At 68.2% G+C, this 21,640-nt stretch carries 18 protein-coding genes; 9 read left to right on the top strand and 9 right to left on the bottom strand.

The features are described 5' to 3' along the window. Positions 1 to 21 precede the first annotated feature (21 nt). From KF783_RS00435 to KF783_RS00425, 3 genes are read left to right on the top strand one after another with little or no spacing between them, the layout of a single operon-like run. Positions 22 to 783, top strand: a complete 762-nt coding sequence (locus tag KF783_RS00435; RefSeq protein WP_294075920.1) for an SDR family oxidoreductase — start codon at positions 22 to 24, stop codon at positions 781 to 783. Next, positions 780 to 1,712: a glycosidase gene (locus KF783_RS00430; RefSeq protein WP_294075919.1), complete on the top strand. Its 933-nt coding sequence runs from the start codon at positions 780 to 782 to the stop codon at positions 1,710 to 1,712. Before KF783_RS00435 ends, KF783_RS00430 begins: the two co-directional genes overlap by 4 nt. Before the next feature lie 40 nt (positions 1,713 to 1,752). Continuing rightward, positions 1,753 to 2,784: a hypothetical protein gene (locus KF783_RS00425; RefSeq protein WP_294075918.1), complete on the top strand. Its 1,032-nt coding sequence runs from the start codon at positions 1,753 to 1,755 to the stop codon at positions 2,782 to 2,784. A 20-nt stretch (positions 2,785 to 2,804) separates the two neighbouring features. Here KF783_RS00425 and KF783_RS00420 read toward each other — a convergent pair whose 3' ends face one another. Both KF783_RS00420 and KF783_RS00415 read right to left on the bottom strand, forming a co-directional pair. Beyond that, positions 2,805 to 4,841, bottom strand: coding sequence for a TonB-dependent receptor (locus tag KF783_RS00420; protein WP_294075917.1), 2,037 nt, complete (start codon positions 4,839 to 4,841; stop codon positions 2,805 to 2,807). Between the two features lie 63 nt (positions 4,842 to 4,904). Further along, positions 4,905 to 5,294: a hypothetical protein gene (locus KF783_RS00415; RefSeq protein WP_294075916.1), complete on the bottom strand. Its 390-nt coding sequence runs from the start codon at positions 5,292 to 5,294 to the stop codon at positions 4,905 to 4,907. Positions 5,295 to 5,369: 75 nt separating this feature from the next. On the opposite strand from KF783_RS00415, the gene KF783_RS00410 reads away from it, so the two are divergent. Genes KF783_RS00410 through KF783_RS00395 form a run of 4 tightly spaced genes read left to right on the top strand, consistent with a single transcriptional unit; the run spans position 5,370 to position 8,536 of the window. Continuing rightward, positions 5,370 to 6,890, top strand: coding sequence for a fumarate hydratase (locus tag KF783_RS00410; protein WP_294075915.1), 1,521 nt, complete (start codon positions 5,370 to 5,372; stop codon positions 6,888 to 6,890). A gap of 5 nt (positions 6,891 to 6,895) precedes the next feature. Then, positions 6,896 to 7,381 carry a hypothetical protein gene (locus KF783_RS00405; protein ID WP_294075914.1) on the top strand — a complete coding sequence of 162 codons (486 nt, stop codon included), beginning with the start codon at positions 6,896 to 6,898 and terminating at the stop codon, positions 7,379 to 7,381. After that, a complete protein-coding gene (locus KF783_RS00400) occupies positions 7,378 to 7,998 on the top strand; it encodes an EamA family transporter (protein WP_294075913.1) in 621 nt (206 codons plus the stop codon). The genes KF783_RS00405 and KF783_RS00400 overlap by 4 nt, the downstream gene beginning before the upstream one ends. Before the next feature lie 40 nt (positions 7,999 to 8,038). After that, positions 8,039 to 8,536, top strand: a complete 498-nt coding sequence (locus tag KF783_RS00395; protein ID WP_294075912.1) for a hypothetical protein — start codon at positions 8,039 to 8,041, stop codon at positions 8,534 to 8,536. A gap of 6 nt (positions 8,537 to 8,542) precedes the next feature. On the opposite strand, the gene KF783_RS00390 is transcribed toward KF783_RS00395, so the two are convergent. Beyond that, a complete protein-coding gene (locus tag KF783_RS00390; RefSeq protein WP_294075911.1) occupies positions 8,543 to 9,220 on the bottom strand; it encodes a tetratricopeptide repeat protein in 678 nt (225 codons plus the stop codon). Positions 9,221 to 9,436: 216 nt separating this feature from the next. On the opposite strand from KF783_RS00390, the gene KF783_RS00385 reads away from it, so the two are divergent. Next, the gene (locus KF783_RS00385; protein WP_294076334.1) at positions 9,437 to 10,783 is read left to right on the top strand and encodes a methyl-accepting chemotaxis protein; all 1,347 of its coding nucleotides are present in this window, start codon (positions 9,437 to 9,439) and stop codon (positions 10,781 to 10,783) included. A gap of 52 nt (positions 10,784 to 10,835) precedes the next feature. Continuing rightward, entirely contained in the window at positions 10,836 to 12,011 is a 1,176-nt protein-coding gene (locus tag KF783_RS00380; protein ID WP_294075910.1) for an MBL fold metallo-hydrolase, read from the top strand. A gap of 10 nt (positions 12,012 to 12,021) precedes the next feature. On the opposite strand, the gene KF783_RS00375 is transcribed toward KF783_RS00380, so the two are convergent. From KF783_RS00375 to metH, 6 genes are all read right to left on the bottom strand, one after another. Next, positions 12,022 to 13,737, bottom strand: a complete 1,716-nt coding sequence (locus KF783_RS00375) for a gamma-glutamyltransferase family protein (RefSeq protein ID WP_294075909.1) — start codon at positions 13,735 to 13,737, stop codon at positions 12,022 to 12,024. An 8-nt stretch (positions 13,738 to 13,745) separates the two neighbouring features. Further along, entirely contained in the window at positions 13,746 to 15,050 is a 1,305-nt protein-coding gene (locus KF783_RS00370; protein ID WP_294075908.1) for a dicarboxylate/amino acid:cation symporter, read from the bottom strand. Next, the gene (locus tag KF783_RS00365) at positions 15,047 to 16,630 is read right to left on the bottom strand and encodes an amidohydrolase family protein (RefSeq protein WP_294075907.1); all 1,584 of its coding nucleotides are present in this window, start codon (positions 16,628 to 16,630) and stop codon (positions 15,047 to 15,049) included. The genes KF783_RS00370 and KF783_RS00365 overlap by 4 nt, the downstream gene beginning before the upstream one ends. Then, complete coding sequence (locus tag KF783_RS00360; protein ID WP_294075906.1) at positions 16,627 to 17,853, bottom strand: FAD-dependent oxidoreductase; 1,227 nt, start codon at positions 17,851 to 17,853, stop codon at positions 16,627 to 16,629. Before KF783_RS00360 ends, KF783_RS00365 begins: the two co-directional genes overlap by 4 nt. Before the next feature lie 129 nt (positions 17,854 to 17,982). Further along, positions 17,983 to 18,882: a LysR family transcriptional regulator gene (locus KF783_RS00355; protein ID WP_294075905.1), complete on the bottom strand. Its 900-nt coding sequence runs from the start codon at positions 18,880 to 18,882 to the stop codon at positions 17,983 to 17,985. Between the two features lie 72 nt (positions 18,883 to 18,954). Further along, complete coding sequence (gene metH / locus KF783_RS00350) at positions 18,955 to 21,558, bottom strand: methionine synthase (RefSeq protein WP_294075904.1); 2,604 nt, start codon at positions 21,556 to 21,558, stop codon at positions 18,955 to 18,957. Positions 21,559 to 21,640: the final 82 nt, after the last annotated feature.

Below are 21,640 nucleotides of genomic sequence, written 5' to 3'. Positions count from 1 at the left end.
GGGGTGGAGCGGAGAAGGCCAATGGCACGGTGCGTGGTGGTGACGGGTGCGGAGTCGGGGATCGGCGCGGCCTGCGCCGCCGCGTTCGGCGCGCGCGGGGATCGGGTCGCGGTCTGCTATTTTCGGGACGAAGCCGGCGCGCAGGCCAGCGTCGCCGCGGTGCGCGACGCCGGCGGTGACGGCATGGCGGTGCAATGCGACGTCGGGGACGAGGCGTCGGTGGCGGCCGCGTTCGCGGCGGTGGAGGGCGTCTGGGGGCCGGCGTCGGTGCTGGTCAATTCGGCCGGGATCAACATGGCGGGCGTGGCGGTGCGCGACATGACGCTCGCCCACTGGCAACGGATGCTGGCGACCGACCTGACCGGGGCGTTCCTGGCGTCGCGCCGGTTCCTCAACGGTCGCGATCCGGCGGTGCCTGGTTCGATCGTCCACATCTCTTCGATCCATGCCTATGCCGTGCGGGCCGGTGGCGCGGACTATTGCGCGGCGAAGGGCGGGCTGACCAACCTTATCGAGACGATGGCGATCGAGGAGGCGGCGAACGGCGTGCGGGTCAACGCCATCGAGCCGGGGATGATCCTGACCCCGATGAACGCGCGGGCGCAGCGCGACACGGCCTATCGCGACAGCCTGACCGCGAACATCCCGATGCGGCGCGCCGGCACCGCGGAGGAGGTGGCGGCGCTGGCCCGATGGCTGTCGTCGGACGAGGCGAGCTATATCACCGGAGCGAAGATCGCGATCGACGGGGGGCTGTCGCTGATGCAGGCGCTGGGCGCATGAGCGCGGCGAAGGATCGCGTCACGCCGGCGGCGGTGCCGGTGGATTTCAGCGTCCGCGAACTTCAGCCGGTGGCGCTGGACGGGCCGCCCGAACTGATGGCCCGCGACTGGATGAGTCCCTTTGTCTGGAGCGAGCCGGACGGGCGGCTGGGGATCATGGTGCGTGCGGTGCCGCGGGTCGGCGCGCGCGTCACCGATACCGGGGTGATCTGGGCGGGGTGGAGCCGGGATGGCCAGCGCTTCGCGATGCTGCCCGGTCCGTCGATCGTGCCGGGGCCGGCGGACGATCAGGCCGGCGGGGTGGAGGACCCGACCGTGCTGCGGCGACGCGACGGCAGTTACGTCGTCTATTATACCGGCGTCGAACGCGACATGGCGCATGGCGAGCTGTTCTATGCGGTCGGCCCGTCGATCGACCGGCTGGAAAAGACCGGCGTGGCGCTCGCCTCCTCCAAGTCAGAGGGAAACACCAAGGAAGCGACGGTGATGCAGACCGCCGATGGGCGCTGGCGGCTGTTCTATGAATATGCCGCCGATCAGGCATCGCGGATCGGGCTGGCCGTGGGGCCGGGCATCCACGGCCCCTGGGAGGAACAGCCCGTCCCCTTCGCGCCGCGCGAGGACAGCTGGGACAATTGGCACCTTTCGACCGGCCCGATGCTGCTCGACGATCCCGAACATCCGGTCATGTTCTACAATGGCGCCACCCGCGACGCGCGCTGGCGGATCGGCTGGGTGATGTTCGATCGCGACTGCACGCGGGTGATCGGGCGCGGGATCGAACCGCTGATCGTGCCGCCCCCGGCAGAGGAGAGGACCGCGACCGACATTGCCTTTGCCGCGTCGGTCGTGGCGGGGGACGGCGACATCTGGCTCTATTATTCGCTGGAGGACCGCAAGCTGGCGCGCGCGCGCATCCGGCGCAGCTGAAAACCTTGCGCGCGGGAAGGGGGCGCTGCACACCGGCGCGATGCGTTACGTCCTCGCCGTCGCCGCACCGATCCTCGCCTCTGCACTGCCGGCGGCGGCCCAGGATCGCCCGCCCTGTCGCGAGGTCGGCGACGTGTCGGCGATCCGCATCGATCCCGACGCCGCGGCGAAACTCCGGGAGATTGGTCTTGGCCGTGCCGAGATCTTTCAGCGGATGCGCGAAACCTCGATCCCCGAAACCATGGGATGCTGGGCGATGCCGGTCGGCAATTTCGACAGCCAGCTGGTTTCGGTCGGCATGTCGCAATGGAATTACGGGACCGGCAGCCTGCAACCGTTGCTGCACGCATGGCGCGACGGATTCCACTCCCGGCGCCGGTTTCGGCGCGCGCTGCGGGAGTTGGCGCCGGAATATGGCCGGCTGTTCTTCTCCCGCGATTGCCTCGACACGCCGGTGCGCGACCGGTGCCGCGCCGGCATCCTTGCGGCGCACGGCCAGGACGGGAAGCTGAACCCCATCGCGCGCGGGGAACTCACCGGCATCTTTGAAAGCGACGCGATGCTTCAGGTGCAGGCCGATGCCTATGTCGCGCTGTTGCTGGAGGTCAGGGGCGAGCTGCTGCGGCTATGGCCCGACACCCCGATCACGATGCGCAAGGTCCGATGGGCGATCGACACCCGCGTCCAGCAGAAGACGCTGCCCGGGGATGAGGATGTCGCGCGGCTGCGGCGCAAGCTGGCGGCACTGCCATCGGGCGAACGCGCCGCGCGGTTGAAGGCGATGCTGGCCTGGTATCAGGGCCTGAGTGAGGCGGTCGATCAGGACGGGGTCAGCCGCGACTATGCGTGGAACGTCGCGCAATGGACCTGCATGATCGATGCCGGGCGGATCGATGACGAGCAGTTCGAGCTGCTGCACCTCACCTTCCTGCGCAGCCGAACGGCGACCGGCAATATGGGGCGGTGGCAGGCGCTGACCTTTTCCCGGCGCGCGAAGATCATTCTGGGCGTCGGCAGTGTCAGCGGGGTGCGTGACGGGAGTTGCCTTGAGGCGCAGCAGCCCCCTCCCTGAAGGAAGGGGCTGCCACATCCTTAAAACCGCGCGCGAACGCCGCCCATCACCGTGCGCCCCTCACCCGGGTGAAAGATCGCGCTGGCCGCGGTCGCGCCGACGGCGGCGGCGACGTCGGACACATAATGCCGGTCGGTCAGATTGCGCGCATCGACGAACAGCGTCACGCCGCCGGCAAGATCGGTCCCGGCGCCAAGCCCGACCGTCGCATAACCCGGCACGCGCAGGCTGTTGCGATAGTCCGCCCAGATCGACATCGGGCGCCAGTCGAGATTGGGCTCCAGGAACACGCCGCCCTTACCCTCATATCTGAGTGCCGCGCGATATTGATGGACGGGCGCGACCGGTAGGCGGTTGTCGCCATAGGCGGGGTCGCGGTCGAACCGGAAGTCGGACCATGCATAGGTCTGTCGCAATCGCAGCCTGTTGCCCGGGCGGTCGATCAGCCACCAGTCCAGACTGGCCTCGACCCCCTGATGCCGGGTCCGGCCGGCGTTGAACACCGTCGCGGGGATGGTCGGCGTGGTCTGATAGCCGAGCAGTTCGCCGCGCACCCATGCATGATAATAGGTCACGTCCCAGGCCAGCGGACCGTGGCGCCCGCGCGTGCCGATCTCCGCCGTCCAGGCGCGCTGGGGATCGAGCGGCACGAACACCGATCCCGTCGTGTTGGTTTGCGCCAGCGCCCCGAAATGCGGCGGTTCGACCGATCGGGTGACATTGGCATAGACCTGCACCCCCTCCCGCGAGAACAACAGGCCGGCACGAGGGGCAATCCAGTCATAGCGCTGCCGCGCCGTCCGGCCGCTCAACCGGTTGAGATAGTCGCGCCCGGCATGCCCCCATGACGCGCCGGCGACCAGCGCGAGGTCGTCGGTCACGAACACCCGCCCCTCCGCGAACAGGTCCAGCCCGTTCGCCTCTTGCCGGGCATCGCCGATGCGCATCCCCGCGCGCCCGGCGACGTTGGTGAACAGCGTCTGGTTCGTGCCGCCCTGACGATAAAAGGCCCCGGCGAACAGGTCGGCCTTCAGCTCGCCGATCGCGCCCGACCAGTCGAAGCGGCCGAACGCGCCCTGGGTATCGGTATCCTGAAGGATGAAAATGCCGACCGGATGGTAGAGGTCGGTCTGTGTCGCATAGACGCCGCCTTCGAAAACGAGCGTGTCGGCGAGCCGCAGGCGGGTCTGCAACGTGCCACGGAACACACCCTGATTGCGGCGCTGATTCTGCGGAATCGCGGACGCGCCGGGTGCGCGCGGGTCGGACAGCGCCTGGGCGAGCGTGACGGTGCCGGGGACGCCCTGATAGATGTCGGCCGCGTAGAGGATCGCGCGCACCTCATTGTCCGCGCCGAAGCTGTAGCCGGCGTTCAGCGTGCCGCGCACCTGATCCTGATAGCCCTGCACGCGATACCCCGCGCTGTGAAAGGCGTTGATCCCGGCGAAATAGTCGAACGCGCCCGATGCGCCAGCGACCTGGCCGACGGCGCGAACCGTCTCGTCGCTGCCGCCCTCGATTCGGAGCAGCGCGGGGGAGGCGGCGGTCTTGCCGTTCGGGGTCACGAAATTGATCGCGCCGCCCAGCTGGGCGCCGCCGAACCGCAATGCGTTGCCGCCCTTGTACACCTCGACATAGCGGGCGCCCAGCGGGTCGATCTTCTGAAAATCGGAAAAGCCGTCGGCATCGGCGAACGGAACGCCGTCCTGCGCCAGCAGCACGCCGCGCTGGTGAAAGCTCTGATCCAGTCCGGAGCCGCGGATCGAGAGCCGCCCTTCCTCGCCATAGCGTTTCTGGGCCAGGACACCGGGGACGTCGCGCAGGATGTCGGGCGTGCCGACCGCGAACCGGTCCTGATAGGCTTCGGCGGCGACCACCGCGACCGATCCCGGCGTGCGGGCAAGGCGCTCGCGGGCCTGGGCGACGACCGGCGGATCCTCTGGGTTGGGCGTGCCGGTGACGATGATCTCCGGCTGTTTCTGTTCCTCATCCGCGGCCAGGGCCGGGGTCGCAAGGCAGGTGGCGGCGAGCAGCGCCGCCGTGTGAAACGTCTTCATGATATGCATTCCTGATCGGCGCGCGAACGCGGTCCGCGCGCGGGTTGAGTGTCGTCGTGTCGATCAGGCGATGGCGGGTGGGCCGCGTAACGGGGGCCAGGCGTGACGCGCGCGTCGGCGGGGTGGCAGCGGCGCCGCCATGAAGCCGAGCGTCAGGATGAAGGCGATGGCGCCGGCGAGCAGGAACGGGTCGGCGCCCGACGCCAGGGCATGGGCGAAGCCGGCAAAGGCGCAGGGCTGTTCCTTCCTGCCTGCGTCATCCGGCTGGGCGGGCAGGCCCGGCACCTCGATCACGATCCGTTGCGGCCCCATTTGCGAGCACACCGCCAGGACCAGCGTGCCGTTGCCGGCGACCGGCATGAACCCCGCCGGGACCGCGAGCTTCATCGCCAGCGTCAGCGCGAGCAGCGCGGCGGCCAGACGGGGATGCGCGAGGACGAGACGGCGAAGCACAGCGGCGCGGTTAGCGGCTGGCGCGGGGGCTGTCATCCGCTAAAGGAACCCGCGACACGAGCAAATGGACGGGCCATGGTTACCATCAAGACCGACGATCTGATCGACAGCGTCGCCGACGCGTTGCAGTTCATCAGCTACTATCATCCGATGGACTATATCCGCGCGCTGGGCGCGGCATATGCGGCGGAACGGGCGCCGGCGGCAAAGGACGCGATCGCGCAGATCCTGACCAACAGCCGGATGTGTGCGGAGGGGCATCGGCCGATCTGTCAGGATACCGGCATCGTCAACGTCTTTGTCAAATGGGGCATGGACTGCCGGCTCGACGACAATTCGCGCGCGTTGCAGGACGTGATCGATGAAGGGGTGCGGCGCGCCTATCTGCACCCGGAGAACAAGCTGCGCGCCTCGGTGCTGGCCGATCCCGCCTTCACCCGCCGCAACACCCGCGACAACACGCCCTGCGTCCTGCATGTCGAGATGGTGCCGGGCAACACGGTGAGCATCGACGTCGCGGCCAAGGGCGGCGGCAGCGAGAACAAGTCGAAGTTCAAGATGATGAACCCCAGCGATTCGATCGTCGATTGGGTGGTCGAAATGCTGCCGCAGATGGGCGCGGGCTGGTGTCCCCCCGGCATGCTGGGCATCGGCATCGGCGGCACCGCCGAACATTGCGTGCTGCTCGCCAAGAAGGCGCTGATGGATCCGATCGACATGGGCCAGCTGAAAGCGCGCGGGCCGCAGACCGATATCGAGGCGCTGCGCATCGAGATTTTCGACAAGGTCAATGCGCTGGGCATCGGTGCGCAGGGGCTGGGCGGCCTTTCCACCATCCTTGACGTCAAGATCATGGACGCGCCCTGCCACGCGGCGGGCAAGCCGGTGGCGATGATCCCCAATTGCGCCGCCACCCGCCACGCCCATTTCACGCTCGACGGTTCCGGCCCGGCCTATCTGGAAGCGCCGAAGCTGGACGCATGGCCCGACGTCAACTGGACGCCGGACAAGGCGGCGATCCGCGTCGATCTGGACAGTCTGACGCCGGAAGTGGTGCGGGGCTGGAAACAGGGCGACCGGCTGCTGCTCAACGGCAAGATGCTCACCGGGCGCGACGCCGCGCACAAGCGGATCGCCGACATGCTCGCGGCCGGCGAGGAACTGCCGGTCGAGTTCAGGGGCCGCGTCATCTATTATGTCGGCCCGGTCGATCCGGTCGGCGAGGAAGTGGTGGGACCGGCCGGTCCGACCACCGCGACGCGGATGGACAAATTTACCCGCATGATGCTGGACCAGGGGCTGCTCGCGATGGTCGGCAAGGCCGAGCGCGGTCCGGCCGCGACCGAGGCGATCCGCGATCACAAAAGCGCCTATCTGATGGCGGTCGGCGGCGCGGCCTATCTCGTCGCGCGGGCGATCAAGGGCAGCAGGGTCGTCGGATTCGAGGATCTGGGGATGGAAGCGATCTACGAGTTCGAGGTCGCCGATTTCCCGGTGACCGTCGCGGTGGATAGCGAGGGCAACAACGTCCATCAGCTCGCCCCGTTGGTCTGGCGGGAGAAAATCGCGGCGGAGGGACTGCTGGAAAAGATGTGACCGGCATGACCGAGGGTGCGTCGGACCCCGAACGCGACGACGCGCAGGTCCGGCAGCTGATCCGCGAGGCGCAGGCGCTCGCCGCGCGTTACTATCGCGCGACCGGCAAGCCGCTGGGCGTTACCGGTGAGGTGGCCGAGCTGGAGGCTGCCGAGAAGCTGGGGCTGAATCTGGTTCCACCCCGCACCGCAGGCCATGATGCGATACAGTTGCGCGATGGGGTCCGGCTTCGCGTCCAGGTGAAGGGGCGCGCGGTCGATCCACGCGACCGGTATCGCGGGCCATGTCCGTCGATCAAATGCGGCGACAGGTTCGACATCGTCCTGCTCGTCCTGCTCGACCGCGAGACGATGGAAGCGCTGGAGATCTGGGAGGCGACAGAGGGTGCGGTGGCGGCGCGGCTGGCGGGTCTGTCGGAGGCGAAGCAGAAGCGCAGCGCGCTTGCGATCACTCAGTTCAGAAGCATCGCCACCCGGGTCTGGCCGCGATGATTACGTCACCGATCTGGCTTCCCGCCACGCTGGTCGCGGCGATCTTTCAGCCGTGGCGCACCGCCGTGCAGCGCCGCGTCGGGCGGCAGCTGTCGATCAATGCGGCGGGGCTGGTCCGCTATCTCTATGGCCTGCCGTTCGCGCTGGCGATGGCGGCGGCCTATCAGTTCCTGTTGGTTCCGGCGGCGGTGCCGGTGCTGGGGGGCTGGCTGCCCGTCTATTGCGCGGCGGGCGGCCTGGCGCAGATCGTTGCCACCAACCTGTTGCTGATGGCGTTCGATCACCGCAATTTCGTTGTCGGCACCGCCTATTCGAAGACCGAAGCGGTGCAGGGCGCGTATCTGGCCATGCGCGAACCCGGCCAGATCGCCGGCGTCTTTCGGACATGGCGGATTTCGGGCCAGGTGGGGCTGCTCTCCTCGCTCGGTTCGGCGTGCTGGTTCACCGGTTTCGCGACCGCGCCGGTGGCGCTGGTCCGCGTGGTCGGCCAGATCGAGGTCGCCTTCACGATGAGTTTTGGCCATTTCTATCTTGGCGAGCGGGTGACGCGCGGCGAGGTCGCCGGTCTGGCGCTGGTGACTGGCGGGGTGGTGGGCGCGCTCGTCGGCGCGCTGTGACCCGATCGACATTCGCCGGCCGATGTGCAAGCTGCGCGGCGTGCGGATCGATCTTGTCTCCCCGATGTCGCCGGTCGCTGCGGCGACCCGCCTCAAGGAAAAGGTGGCGGTCCTGACCGTGGATGCGCCGCGATGCGTGACCGGCAACGGCACCGATCGCGAAATGACATTGTGGGTCCATCGCCCGCGCACCCGCAATGATTTCAAGCCGCTGCTGAAGGCCCGGCTCGACCCGTTCGAGGGCGGCACGCGCCTGCGCGGTCGCATCGGTGCGCCGCGATCGGTGGGGCTGTTCATGGGATGCTGGGTCACCTTCGTCAGCCTGTTCCTGGCGTTCGGACTGATCCTGCTCCTCTCGTCGTCGGGAGCGACCCGCTGGACGGGTCTTGGCTTCGTCGCCATTCCCGGCCTGATGCTTGCCATGGCCGGCGCGATGATCGGCATGACACGGGCGCAGACGCGTGGCGACCGGGAGGAGATGCTGGCGTTTCTGCGCGAAACGATCGGCGCGCGCCCGCGCGACGGACGCGACCTCTAGGCGCGGCTATTTGGGGCGGTTCTCGGCAATATATTTGAGTTCGGACGTCGCGATCGCGTTGTCCGGCTCAAGCTTGAGCGAGTCACGATAGGCGCGCTCGGCCCCCTCCCAGTCGCCCTGTTCGATCAGGACCCAGCCAAGCCCGCGCAAGCCATGGGCCTGATCGTGCGCACCGCGCGCCTTGTCGACGGTCAGCTTTCCCGCCTCGATCGCGCGCACATAGACGGCCCGTGCCTTGACCAGGTCACGGGAGCGATAGGTGTAGCCGAGTTCCGCCAGATACCGGCCGTTGCGCGGCGCCATCGCACTGAGCTTTTCGAGCACCGCGGTCGCTTCGGGCAGGCGGTCGAGCTCGGCCAGGATATAGCCGTGCAGGTACATCGCCTCGCAGACCGGATCGGTGAACACGGTCGAGGTCTGGCGGCTGTCGCTTCCCATCGCCGCATAGGTCGCCATTTCGTCGCGGTCGGCGGCGCAGAAGACCAGGCCCCTGGCGCGCGCCGTTTCGATCGACGCGTCGATCCCCGGCAGGACGCGCTCGATTTCGGCCAGCGCGGATCCGGCCCGCTTTTCGCGGACGAGCCGTTCGGCCCGCTCGACGGCTTGCGCGACCGGATCGACCGTCTCGACCGGTGCCGGAGCGGCAAGTGCGATGATGGACAGGACAAAGGGATGTATCGTCATCGTACCGCGTCCACCTTTCCCGACAGGATCAGAACGGATCGGGCAGGAAAATACAAGCCGCAGCCTTAATCTTCGCGCGTAAAATCAGGGATTTGTGGAGGAGGCTTAGCGCGGATTTAACCTATCTGCGCCACTGTTGCGCGAAAGCGGGAGAGCCGCGAACCTTTTGCGGAGACGGGCGTGGATCTTTCGGCGACGGTAAGGAAGGCGGCGAAGATGTCGGGCGAACTCGGCATCCGCACGCTCGATCTTCAGGCGGATATCAGCGAACTCGCGCAACGGGTCACGGCACAGGCGAACACGATCGAGACGATCGGCAGCGAATCGGTGCGGCTGGCCGGGGATGGTCAGAATGTCGCCGTGGTGGCGAATGAGGTGCGGCTGAGCACTGCGGGCGCGCGCCAGGTGATCGACGTATCGACCCGCCAGATCGCCGACGCCTCGGCCAATGTGGTCGAACTGATCGATCAGGTCAGCCAGATTCACGCCGGCCTTGGCGCATTCAACGACGCGCTGGCCAGCGTGAGCCAGGTGACCCAGATGATCGGCGGCATCGCCAGCCAGACCAATTTGCTGGCGCTCAACGCGACGATCGAGGCGGCCCGTGCCGGCGATGCCGGGCGCGGCTTTGCGGTGGTCGCGAGCGAGGTCAAGAAGCTGGCGCAGGAAACGAGCAGCGCGACCCGGACCATCGAACGTTCGATCGCGGCCCTGTCCGGCGAGGCGGCGGGGATGCTGGGCCGCATCGCGAGCGGCGTCGATACCGCCCGTTCGGCGCATCAGGGAAGCAAGCAGATCGAGGATCTGGTCGCGCGCCTTGGCGCCATCGTCCACGAATTGTCGGACAGCAGCGATCAGGTGAGCGATCGCGTCACGTCGATGGTCGATGCCGTGGCGACGATCCGCAACGGGCTTGGCGCGCTCTCCGCCAATTCCAGCGCCAATGCCGATGGCCTGCAACGCCTGTCCGACCGCCTGTTGACGGTGAGCGACGATACCAACCAGCTGTTGCAGCATTTCGCGGTCAGCGGCGTCGATACCGCCGATTCGCCCTATGTGAATTTCGCGCTGGAGGCGACGCGCGCCGTCGCCGCCGAACTGGAGCGTGCGGTGGCCGACGGGCGTATCAGCATGGAGACGCTGCTGGGCGACGGCTATACGCCCATTCCCGGCACCGATCCGGCGCAGTTCCGCCATCCGGTTCAGCCGATCATCGTTCCGGCGGCGCGACCATTTCAGGAGCGCGCACGCAGCCTGCCGGGCTTTTTCGGAATGACCCTGACCGACCGCAACGCCTTTGCCGCCGTCGCGATGCCCGAACGCTCGCAGCCGCAGCGGGCAGGCGCGACGGAGTGGAACAGCGAACATTCGCGCTGCGGCATCTTTTTCGACTTTCCCGATACGCGGCGGCTCTGCCTGCTGACGGAGCCCTTTTGCCTGAAGGCGTATCGCCGCCCGACCAGCGATGGCGGCGTCGTGCTGCTCAAGCAGATGATTACGTCGATCCATGTCAACGGGCGCCACTGGGGCGTGATGCAGATCGCCTATGCGGAACCGTCCTGAGCCGGGCCGATGCGTCTTGCCAATGACGAAGCCAGAACCGACATAGCGTGGGATGCACGCGTTCAAGACGGCTCTGCTCCGGGCCGGACAAATCCTCCTCTGGCTCATCATCACATTCTGCCTGGTCGCCAGTGCCGCGCCGCAGTTCCTCGACCGCATCTATTATCGCGGCGCGGTGAGCGGCCATTTCGACGGCGCGCGGTTCTTCAATCCGGATGGCGAGGATACGGTGCGCCCGCCGACGGGCGGAAACCGGTCCGGATTTCTGCTGCGCTATCTCGCCGGGGATGATCGGCCCGAATGGCCCGCGCGGATCGGGACGGAACAGGATCGACCGCCCGAGCGGGTGGAGGGCGGCGCGATGCGCGTCACCTGGGTCGGTCACGCCACGGTGCTCATCCAGACCGATGGCCTCAACATCCTCACCGACCCGATCTGGAGCGACGTGGCCGGGCCGTTCGACAGGTTCGGCCCACGCCGGGTTGCGGCGCCCGGCATCGCGTTCGAACGGCTGCCGAAGATCGATCTCGTTCTGGTGAGCCACAATCATTATGACCATATGGACCTCACGACGCTCAAGCGCCTGTGGGCGCGGGACCGTCCGCTGATCGTCACCAGCCTGGGCAACGACACCATATTGCGCACCGCCGGGATCGCGGCGCGGGGGGTGGAGTGGGGAAGGCGGGTTCCGGTTCGCGACGGGATCGAGGTCGTGGCGACGCGCAATCATCATTGGGGAAGCCGCTGGTTCGCCGATCGCAACCGGGCGCTGTGGTCGAGCTTCGTCATCCGCCTGCCAGGGGGGAATATCTTCTTTGCCGGCGATACCGGGGCCGGCGACTATCGCTGGGCGGACGCGGCGGCGGGCTATGGCCCGATCCGCTTCGCGATGCTGCCGATCGGCGCATTCCGCTTTCAGGAGGGGCAGATGGGGATCGGCAGCCATATCGGCCCGATGGATGCGATCCGCGTCTGGAACCGGCTTGGACGCCCGACGACGCTGCCGATCCACTGGGGGACGTTCCGCCTGTCGTGGGAGGGATATTGGACGCCGCCCCGGATGCTGCGCGCGCTTCAGGCATGCGCGGGGGACACGTCCGGAAGGTTCGCGCCACAGAATATCGGGCGCGCCTGGGACATTCCGGCCGTGACCCCGCCGCCGCCGCCGGTCGCCGACGCGCGTCTGGCGGCATGCGGGACCGATCCGCGGGTGACGGCGCTGCGCTAGACGGCCGGAGCTATCGCGCCGGGACGGCGATCGTGCGGACGATCCCGTCGCGCCGGGGGTCGGCCCCGCCATCGAACCGGCCGTCATGGATCAGCACCGCCTGGATCCCCGAATCCTCACCCGATCCGGAGCGCACGGTGACGCCGCGCGCCGCCATCGCCGCCAGCAGCGGCGGAGCGAACTTGTCGGCCTCGCCGTTGAAATTGCTGCCGCGCGCGACCAGGTTCGGCAGCGCGATCGCGTCGGCCACGGGCAATTTCCAGTCGATCATCCCGACCAGCGTCTTCGACACATAGGCGAGGATCGCATTGCCCCCCGGCGACCCGACCGCGCCGGCGAGCCGGTGATCGGGATGCAGGATCACGGTCGGCACCATCGACGAACGCGGCCGTTTTCCCGGGGCCACGGCGTTCGGGCCGGTGGGAACGAACGAGAAATCGGTCATCTGGTTGTTGAGGAAAAATCCATCGACCATGCGACCGCTGCCGAAAATGCTCTCGACTGTGGTGGTCATCGACACCGCATTGCCCTCGCCATCGATGACGATGAAGTGCGACGTGCCGGGGACTTCGTTGGTGGCATCGATCCGCGCCGACCTGGCGCCCGGCGGCGTACCGGCGGTCGGCGGCGGACCGGCCATGTCGCCGATCAGCGCGGCGCGGCTGGCGACATAGGCGGCGTCGAGCATGCCCTTCACCGGCACGCCGGGAACATCGCCGACATAGGCGTCGCGATCGGCGTACATGATCCGGCTGGCCTCGGCATATTTGACCCAGGCGAGCGGATCGGCGGGACCGCGCGCGCCGATATCGGTCCGCTCGATCATCGCCATCAATTGCAGCAGGCCGACGCCAGACGAGGGCGGGGGCGGCGCGCAGAGGATATAGACGCGATAAGGGTTGCAGATCGCCGTGCGCTCGACCGGCCGATAGCCTGCCAGATCGGCTTCGGTGATCGTGCCGGGCAACGCCCCTTGCGCCACGCGCGCGACGATGCGGCGCGCGGTTTCGCCCTTGTAGAGCGCGTCGCTGCCCTGTGCGGCAAGCCGGCGCAGGAACGCCGCATAGGCCGGATTGCGCAGCGTATCGCCGGCGCGGATCCTTTCCCCCCGATCGTTCCGGAAATAGGCGATGACGTCCGGGGCGGCATTTTGCGGATAGGGGCCGGCGAGCATGCGGCCGAGCCGCTGGGTCACGGTGAACCCCTTGTCCGCGGTCGCGATCGCGTCATCGAACAGGTCGCGCCACGGCAGGCGGCCATGTTCCTTCTGCGCGCGGGCCAGCATGCCGACCGCGCCGGGAACGCCGGTCGCGCGCCCCGACAGCACGGCGGTGGCGAAGGGCAGCGGCTTGCCGTCGGCGCCCATGAACATGTCGGGCGTGGCGCCGGCAGGCGCGGTTTCGCGCCCGTCATACACGGTGACGGCCCTGGTCTTCGCATCGTAGCGGACCATGAACGCGCCGCCGCCCATGCCCGAACTTTGCGGTTCGACCAGGCTCAGCATCGCCTGGATCGCGACGGCGGCATCGACGGCGCTGCCGCCCCGGCGCAGAACGTTGAGGCCGGCCTCTACCGCGAGCGGGTGCGCGGCGGCGACGAACGCCTGCCGCTCGGTCGTCGGCGCGCTTATGGCGGGGGGCGGGGCCTCAGCCTGCGGGGCGGGGCGGGGCGCGCAACCGGCGAGTGCGGCCAGTGCAAGGGCGAAGGTGAAGGATCGAAGGCGCATCGCCACCGCTATGCCAGATCGCGGGCGGATTTGAACGCCTCTTGATCCAGTTCGCCCTCCCATTTGGCCACCACCACCGCGGTGGCGAGATCGACGGTGACGTTGGGGATGGTCCGCGTCATGTCGAGAATCCGGTCGAACGGCAGCACGAACCCGACGACGATCGCGGTCTGTTCGGGCGTGACGCCAATCGCGTGCAGCACCGCGGCCAGCACGAACAGCGATCCCGACGGCACCGGCGCGACCCCCATCGCGACGATGGTGGTCGTCGCGGCGATGACCAGATAGTCGGCGGCGGACAGATCGACCCCGAACGCCTGCGCGGTGAACAGCGTCAGCATCGCCACATACATCGCCGCGCCGTCCATTCCGATCGTCGCGCCCAGCGGCAGCACGGTGGACGCGATCGGCGGCGACACGCCCAGATTGCGTTCCGCCACCCGGATCGCGACGGGCAGGGTCGCGGAACTGGACGCGGTGGAGAACCCGACCATGATCGCGTCCGCGATGCCGCGCAGGAACGGGACGATCGGCATCCAGCCGATGATGCGGACGATCAGCAGCGTGTGGATCAGCAACGTGACCACCGCCGAACCGACGACGACGCAGATCCCGAGCTTAAGCACCGCCAGGAAACTGGACGGGCCGGTGGTTCCCATCACGACCGCGATCAGCGCGAACACCCCGATCGGCGCCGTTTCCATGACGAAGCCGACGATCTTCAGCATGACGTCCGACCCGCTGGCGAGGAAGGCGCGCACCGGTTCCGCGCCCTTGCCCGCGGCGATCACGCCCGCGCCGACCAGGATCGCGAAGAAGATCACCGACAGCGTCTTGCCCTCCGCCATCGCGGCGACGGGATTGTCGGGGACGATTTCCATGAAGAAGCGCGCGGTGTCGGTGGGGGCGGTCACCGCGCGGGGGATGGCGTCGGCAAAGGTCGCGCCCGCGCCCGGGGCGATGATGCTGGCGACGATCAGCCCGGTGACCACCGCCAGCGCGCTGGAAAAGACGTACATGCCCAGCGTCCGGACCCCGATACTGCCGAGCCGGCGGGGATCGGCGAGCGCGGCGACGCCCGACGCGATCGTCAGAAAGACGAGCGGCACGACGAGCATGCGGATCAGCCGTACGAACAGCTCGCCGATCCAGCCGATCGCGGTCGCGCCCTCACCCCATGCCAGCCCGACCGCGGCGCCGAGCACCAGCGCGCCCAGGATGCGCTTCCACAGGGCGATGCCGAACCACCAGCGAAAGGGGCCGCCTGAGCGCCGGGGCGGCGTGGCGGGTTGTGCGGCGGGCGTTTGCGTCATGCGGGGCATTTCCATCCGGGTTGACGAGGCTTGGGCAAGGGGCGACCGGCGAGCGTGCCGGTGAGCCGCCCCCGATCGACCGCCACGCGTCCGTTGACGATGACATAGGCGACCCCGACCGAGGGCAGGTCGGGCGCGTCATAGGTCGCGCGTTCGGCATAGGTCGCGGGATCGAAGATCGCGATGTCGGCGAATTTGCCCGGCGCGAGCACGCCGCGATCGCGGATGCCCAGGATGCGCGCGGTGAGGGTCGAGGAACGCTGAACGAACGCGACGTCGCTCATCAGCTTCTTTTCGCGCACGAACAGGCGCCAGCGGCGGGCGAAGCTGCCCATCCGGCGCGGATGCCCGCCGGTCGCGTCGGATGAGCCGACCACCCAGGGCTGGCGCGCAAAGGCGTCGATATCGGACTGCGCCATGTTGAAGCTGGCGATGAACGCCGCCGGCTCGGCGATCAGCAGGCGCGCGGCGGCGTCGAGCGGGTCGAGCTTCCATGCGCGCGCGATGGCGTCGAGCCGTTGCCCCTTCTGGGCGCCCCCGACCATCAGGATCGCGTTCGGTCCGCCGCGGATGCGCAGTTGTTCGGCCATGTCGGCGCGCAGCCTGGGCGTCATCGCCTTCAGCCGCTCGACCATCGCGCCGGCGCCGCCGTCCTGCGCCCAGCGCGGCACGATCGCGGCCGCCAGCGCGGTGCTGGAGGCTTCCCAGGGATATTGGTCGGCGGTGATCCGCAGGCCGCCCTTTCGTGCCGCATCGATATGCGCGATCACCTTTGGCGCGGTTCCCTGCACGTCCGCGCCCAGCGCCTTGATATGCGCGATATGCAGCGGAAGGCCGCCGATACGCGCGATCGAGATCGCCTCGTCGATCGCCGCCATCAGCCCGATCGAGGAACTGCCCTCGTCACGCAGATGGGTTTCGTAGATGCCGCCATGCCGACCCGCAATTCGCGCCAGCAGTGCGACCTCATTGGTCTTCGCATAGCTTTGCGGCGCATAATACAGCCCCGTCGACAGGCCGAGCGCGCCGTCGCACATCGCGCGGAGCGTCAGCGCCTGCATCCGTCGCACCTCGACCCCGGCGGGTGGGCGATCCCGCTCGCCCACCACGTTCAGCCGGATTTCGCCGAACCCGGCAAAACTGGCGACGTTCGGACCGGTGGGGTTCGCGGCCAGCCGGGCGAACAGGCCGGCCAGATCGGTCGATCCCCCGCCGTCATTGCCGATCGCGATGCTCGTCACCCCCTGCAACAGATGGTTGGGCAGCGCGCGGCGGTCCGGATCGGCGGCCAGCGCGTCGGGGCCGCTATGGGTGTGCGGGTCGATCAGGCCGGGCGTCACGTCCAGGCCGCGCGCGTCGATGATGCGGGCGGCGGTGACGCCACGGGGCCGCGTGCCGACAAAGACGATGCGATCGCCGGCGATGCCGATGTCGGCGATACGCGGGCGCGCATCGTCGCCCGCGATGACCCGGCCATTGGCGATGATGAGGTCCAGCCTCATGCCATCGGGGGAGGGCTGCGGCGCCGCGCCGCCCAGCGACAGCGCGATGGCGGGGATGAGGGCGATGCGGCGGTTCATGTCCGGCCCCCGATCAGGTCCGCGACCTCGCGCGCCGATCCCGCAGCCCAGGTCCAGCCGAGCGCACCGTGGCCGCAATTGGCGATGACGCCCGGCGCGATCGCCCGGGTGATCGGCAGCGAGTTCGGCGTCATCGGGCGCAATCCGGCCCAGCGCATCTCGATCCGTCCATAGTCCGCCGCACCGGGCAGCGCGGCGCGGGCCGATGCGATCAGCGCCGCCAGCCGCTTGCCATCGACCGTAGTGTCGCGCGCGCCCAGATCGGCCAGACCGGCGATCCGTACCCGGTCGCCCAGCCGCGCGAAGACGACCCGGTTGGCGGCGTCGGTGATGCTGGCGTGCGGTGTGGCGGCGCCGATCGGCGCGGTGATCGAATATCCCTTCACCGGCTGGATCGGCAGACGCACGCCCAGCGAGCGGGCAAGCGCGACCGATCCGGTGGCGGCGGCAAGGACGACGCGATCGGCGCCGATCCGTTCGCCGGTGGTGAGGATGATCGCGGGCGTCGCCCCGTCCTCGACGATCCGCGCGACCCGCGTCCCGAAGCGCAGCGTGCCGCCGAGGCGTCGAAGCGCGGCCGCCGCTTCGGTGCAGAACAGATGCGGGTCGCCCACCGCCTCTCCCGCAGTGTGGAGCGCGCCGGCGATGTCATGCCGGATCGGCGCCAGCGCGGGTTCGTGCGCGACCGTGGCGTCGGGATCCAGCACCTCCTGCCGCACTCCATAGCGTGCCTTCAGCGCGGCCATCCGTTCGGCGCCCGACAGCGCGGCGGCGGAGCGATAGAGATGGATCTTGCCCGGCATCGCCTGAGCATAATCGAGCGCGTGGCGCTGCGTAAGCTCTTCCAGCGCGTCGCGTGCGCGCGCGGCGAGCGCGAGGCCGGCGATCGTGTTCCGCTGAAACCGGTCGATGGCGCAGTTGCGCAGGAAGGCGAGGCCCCAGCGCAGGAAATCGGGATCGAGGTGCAGCCGAAGACGAAACGCCGGGTCCCGCCCGAGCGCCAGGCGCGGCAGCTCGCCCAGCACGCCGGGGCTGGCGAGCGCGTCGGTATAGGCGTAGCTCAGCTGCGCCCCATTGGCGAAGGAGGTGCCGAGACCCGGCCCTTCGGCACCGTCGATGACGGTGACGCGGTGGCCGCGGTCAGCCAGCGTCAGCGCGGTCGCCATGCCGACCACGCCCGCGCCGATGACGATGATATCCTGCGCGCCGCTCATCGCGAGCATGCGGCGTTGGCCCGACTGGTCAGCCCCGATCTCCCCGGTTCCGGTGCTCCCCTGCGCCGGAACATGCGAACCTATCCGCCGCCCGAAATGGCGCCAGCATGGTTTCAATGGGAATTCCATAAATGACGGTTATGGCTGCTCCGCACGGCTTGCCGTGAGCACTTCTTCCAGCGTGCGCAGGAAGCGGCGGATCGCGCCGGCGGGGCGGCGCTCCTCCAGCGTCGTCCAGCTGATCGCGAAGCGGAGCGGGGGGTCGGCGCGCTGGGTCGCGAACCCGGGCGCCTGCAACGCCCGGGCGGTGAATTCATCGACGACCGCAACCGCGCCCTCCAGCTGCGCGAGCCGGGCGGCGATGAAGAATGTCTGGACCGACACCGGTTCGCGAAACGCGATGCCCGCCTCCTGCGCGACGCGGGTGAACACGTCGCCCACCGGCCCCGCCGCCGAAACGCCGATGACGTCCCGGTCGGCGAGTTCGGTCAGCGGCAGGCGATCACCCTGCGCCCGGAACATGCCGGCCGGAAACTGGATGACCATCTCTCCCTCGCCCAGCACGTCGCTGGCCAGACGCGGATGGGAAGGGGGGGCATAGGCGATCGCCAGATCGATCTCACGCTCGATCAGCGCGCGGACCAGATCGTCATGGTGCCGGGTATGCACTTCGAACGTGACCTGGGGCCAGTCGCGCCGGAATTGCGCGAGGGCATGGGGCAGCACGTCGAGCGCGAGGCTGGGAACGATGCCCAGCCGGATATGTCCGCCCCCGGCACGGCTGAGATTGCGGGCGGTCTGTTGCAGCGTGTCGAGCCGCTCGAACACGTCGCCCGCCTCGCGCATCAGCACATGTGCCTCGTCGGTCGGGATCAACCGCCCGCGCGACAGGTGGAACAGCGTGACGCCCAGCCCGTCCTCGGCATGGCGCAGCGTCTTTGACACCGACGGCTGCGACACGCCAAGCGCGCGCGCCGCCGCGCTGATCGAGCCGTGGACATAGACGGCGTGAAAGACCTCAAGCTGACGAAACCGCATGGGGCGAGGTTAGGCAGCGGCGGCGAAAAGGCAATCGCGGTCGCCGCCGCCCGGCCGGATGCCGGTCGAATCTCAGTCCAGATTGGGCCGCAGCCAGCGCTCCGCCTGTTCGATGCTCACCCCGCGCCGCACTGCATATTCCTCAAGCTGGTCGCGGCCGATGCGGGCGACGCCGAAATATTCCGCCTGGGGGTGGCCGAAATAAAAGCCGCTGACCGCCGCCGTCGGCAGCATCGCGAAACTTTCGGTGAGCGAGATGCCGGTCGCATGGTGCGCGTCGAGCATGTCGAACAGGATCGGTTTCAAACTGTGCTCCGGGCAGGCGGGGTAGCCAGGGGCCGGGCGGATGCCGCGATATTGCTCGCGGATCAGCGCCGCATTGTCGAGCTGTTCACCCTCGGCATAGCCCCAGAGCGAGGTGCGCACGAACTGGTGCAGCCGCTCGGCAAAGGCTTCGGCGAGACGGTCGGCAAGCGCCTTCAGCAGGATATCCGAATAGTCGTCGATCGCCGCCTTGAACCGCGCGAGATGCGGTTCGATGCCGTGGATCGAGACCGCGAAGCCGCCGATCCAGTCGCCATTGGGATCGATGAAGTCGGCAAGGCACATGTTCGCACGGCCCTCGCGCTTCTGAATCTGCTGGCGAAGCATCGGCAGGGTGACGTGCTTTTCGTCCTCGACATGGACGATGATGTCGTCGCCCTTGCGCCGGCACGGCCACAGGCCCGCCACGCCGCGCGCGGTCAGCCACTTTTCCGCGATGATGCGGTCGAGCATCTTTTGCGCATCGTTGAAGAGGCTGGTCGCGCTCTCGCCGACCACGTGATCGTCAAGGATCGCCGGATAATTGCCGGCAAGCTCCCACGCGCGGAAGAACGGGGTCCAGTCGATATAGCGTCGCAGGTCCGCCAGATCCCAGTCGGGAAACGGGTGGACGCCGGGCATGCGCGGGCGGCCGGGCTTCAGCGCCATGTCCGCATCGAACCCATTGTCACGCGCAGAGGCGAGCGGGACCAGCTCGCTCTGCCCCTTGTTCGCCCGGGCGACGCGGACGGCTTCATACTCGTCGGCGATCCTGGCCACGTAATCGTCGCGGATCGTGTCGCTGACCAGCGTCGTCGCGACGCCGACCGCGCGGCTCGCGTCGAGGACATGGACGACAGGCCCCGAATAAGCGGGCGCGATCCTGAGCGCGGTATGCACTTTCGATGTCGTCGCGCCGCCGATCAGCAGCGGCATCGTCATGTTCGCGCGCTGCATTTCCTCGGCGACCGTCACCATCTCGTCCAGGCTGGGGGTGATGAGGCCGGACAGGCCGATCATGTCGGCGTCATTCTCGCTGGCGGCGGCGAGGATGTTGGACCAGGGAACCATGACGCCCAGATCGACGACCTCGAACCCGTTGCATTGCAGGACGACGCCGACGATGTTCTTGCCGATATCGTGGACGTCGCCCTTGACGGTGGCCATGACGACCCGGCCCTTGCCCTTCGCGCCCGGCTCTTTCTGCGCCTCGATATAGGGGAGGAGGTGCGCGACGGCCTTTTTCATCACGCGCGCCGATTTCACCACCTGGGGCAGGAACATCTTGCCCGATCCGAACAGGTCGCCGACGACGTTCATCCCGTCCATCAGCGGGCCTTCGATCACCTCGATCGGCTTGTCGGCCTTCAGCCGGCATTCCTCTGTATCCTCGACCACATATTGGTCGATGCCCTTGACCAGCGCGTGTTCGAGCCGCTTTTCGACCGCCCAGCCGCGCCATTCGGCCGCCTGCTTCTCCGCCACCGCATCGGTGCCGCGAAACTTTTCGGCCAGCGCGACGAGCCGGTCGCCCGCCTCGGGATCCTTGTTGAGGATCACATCCTCGCACGCGGTCCGCAGCCCGGGATCGATCGTGTCGTACACGTCGAGCTGGCCGGCATTGACGATCGCCATGTCGAGCCCGGCGGGGATCGCGTAATAGAGGAAGACGCTGTGCATCGCGCGGCGCACGGGTTCGTTGCCGCGGAAGCTGAACGACAGGTTCGAGAGGCCGCCCGAGAAATGGACGTGCGGGCAGCGCGCCTTGATGACCTTCACCGCCTCAATGAAGTCGACGCCGTAGTTGTTGTGCTCCTCGATCCCCGTCGCGACCGCGAAGACGTTGGGATCGAAGATGATGTCCTCGGGCGGGAAGCCAATGCCCATCAGTTCGCGGTAGGCGCGTTCGCAGATCTCGATCTTGCGCGCCTGGGTGTCCGCCTGGCCCGTCTCGTCGAACGCCATGACGACGACCGCCGCGCCATAGGCCATGCATTTGCGGGCGTGTTCCAGGAACTGGTCGATGCCCTCCTTCATGCTGATCGAATTGACGATCGGCTTGCCGGAGACGCATTTCAGCCCCGCCTCGATCACATCCCATTTGGAGCTGTCGATCATCACCGGCACGCGCGCGATGTCCGGCTCGGCGGCGATGAGCTTGAGGAAGGTGGTCATCGCCTCATGCGCGTCGAGCAGGCCCTCGTCCATGTTGACGTCGATCACCTGCGCGCCGTTCTCGACCTGCTGGCGCGCGACCTCGACCGCGGCGGTATAGTCGCCGGCCATGATCAGCTTTTTGAACTTCGCCGATCCGGTGACGTTGGTGCGCTCGCCGATATTGACGAAGTTTGTGGAGGCGGGGGTCGATGTCATTGCAAATCCAGAAATATCGCCGGGCAGACCTTCATCGCGGAGGACGTCCCGAATTGGTGTCGGCGGGGGCGGCGGCGGATAG

It is taken from the genome of Sphingomonas sp. (genome assembly GCF_019635455.1).
GTDB lineage: Bacteria > Pseudomonadota > Alphaproteobacteria > Sphingomonadales > Sphingomonadaceae > Sphingomonas.
Note: the sequence above shows the minus strand (reverse complement) of the source record. Positions and strands in the feature narration are given on the sequence as shown.

Coding starts and splice junctions, on each gene's coding strand:
- KF783_RS00435 (WP_294075920.1), top strand. CDS start 22: ATGGCACGGTGCGTGGTGGTGACGGGTGCGGAGTCGGGGATCGGCGCG.
- KF783_RS00430 (WP_294075919.1), top strand. CDS start 780: ATGAGCGCGGCGAAGGATCGCGTCACGCCGGCGGCGGTGCCGGTGGAT.
- KF783_RS00425 (WP_294075918.1), top strand. CDS start 1,753: ATGCGTTACGTCCTCGCCGTCGCCGCACCGATCCTCGCCTCTGCACTG.
- KF783_RS00420 (WP_294075917.1), bottom strand. CDS start 4,841: ATGAAGACGTTTCACACGGCGGCGCTGCTCGCCGCCACCTGCCTTGCG.
- KF783_RS00410 (WP_294075915.1), top strand. CDS start 5,370: ATGGTTACCATCAAGACCGACGATCTGATCGACAGCGTCGCCGACGCG.
- KF783_RS00405 (WP_294075914.1), top strand. CDS start 6,896: ATGACCGAGGGTGCGTCGGACCCCGAACGCGACGACGCGCAGGTCCGG.
- KF783_RS00400 (WP_294075913.1), top strand. CDS start 7,378: ATGATTACGTCACCGATCTGGCTTCCCGCCACGCTGGTCGCGGCGATC.
- KF783_RS00390 (WP_294075911.1), bottom strand. CDS start 9,220: ATGACGATACATCCCTTTGTCCTGTCCATCATCGCACTTGCCGCTCCG.
- KF783_RS00385 (WP_294076334.1), top strand. CDS start 9,437: ATGTCGGGCGAACTCGGCATCCGCACGCTCGATCTTCAGGCGGATATC.
- KF783_RS00380 (WP_294075910.1), top strand. CDS start 10,836: ATGCACGCGTTCAAGACGGCTCTGCTCCGGGCCGGACAAATCCTCCTC.
- KF783_RS00375 (WP_294075909.1), bottom strand. CDS start 13,737: ATGCGCCTTCGATCCTTCACCTTCGCCCTTGCACTGGCCGCACTCGCC.
- KF783_RS00370 (WP_294075908.1), bottom strand. CDS start 15,050: ATGACGCAAACGCCCGCCGCACAACCCGCCACGCCGCCCCGGCGCTCA.
- KF783_RS00365 (WP_294075907.1), bottom strand. CDS start 16,630: ATGAACCGCCGCATCGCCCTCATCCCCGCCATCGCGCTGTCGCTGGGC.
- KF783_RS00360 (WP_294075906.1), bottom strand. CDS start 17,853: ATGCTCGCGATGAGCGGCGCGCAGGATATCATCGTCATCGGCGCGGGC.
- KF783_RS00355 (WP_294075905.1), bottom strand. CDS start 18,882: ATGCGGTTTCGTCAGCTTGAGGTCTTTCACGCCGTCTATGTCCACGGC.
- metH (WP_294075904.1), bottom strand. CDS start 21,558: ATGACATCGACCCCCGCCTCCACAAACTTCGTCAATATCGGCGAGCGC.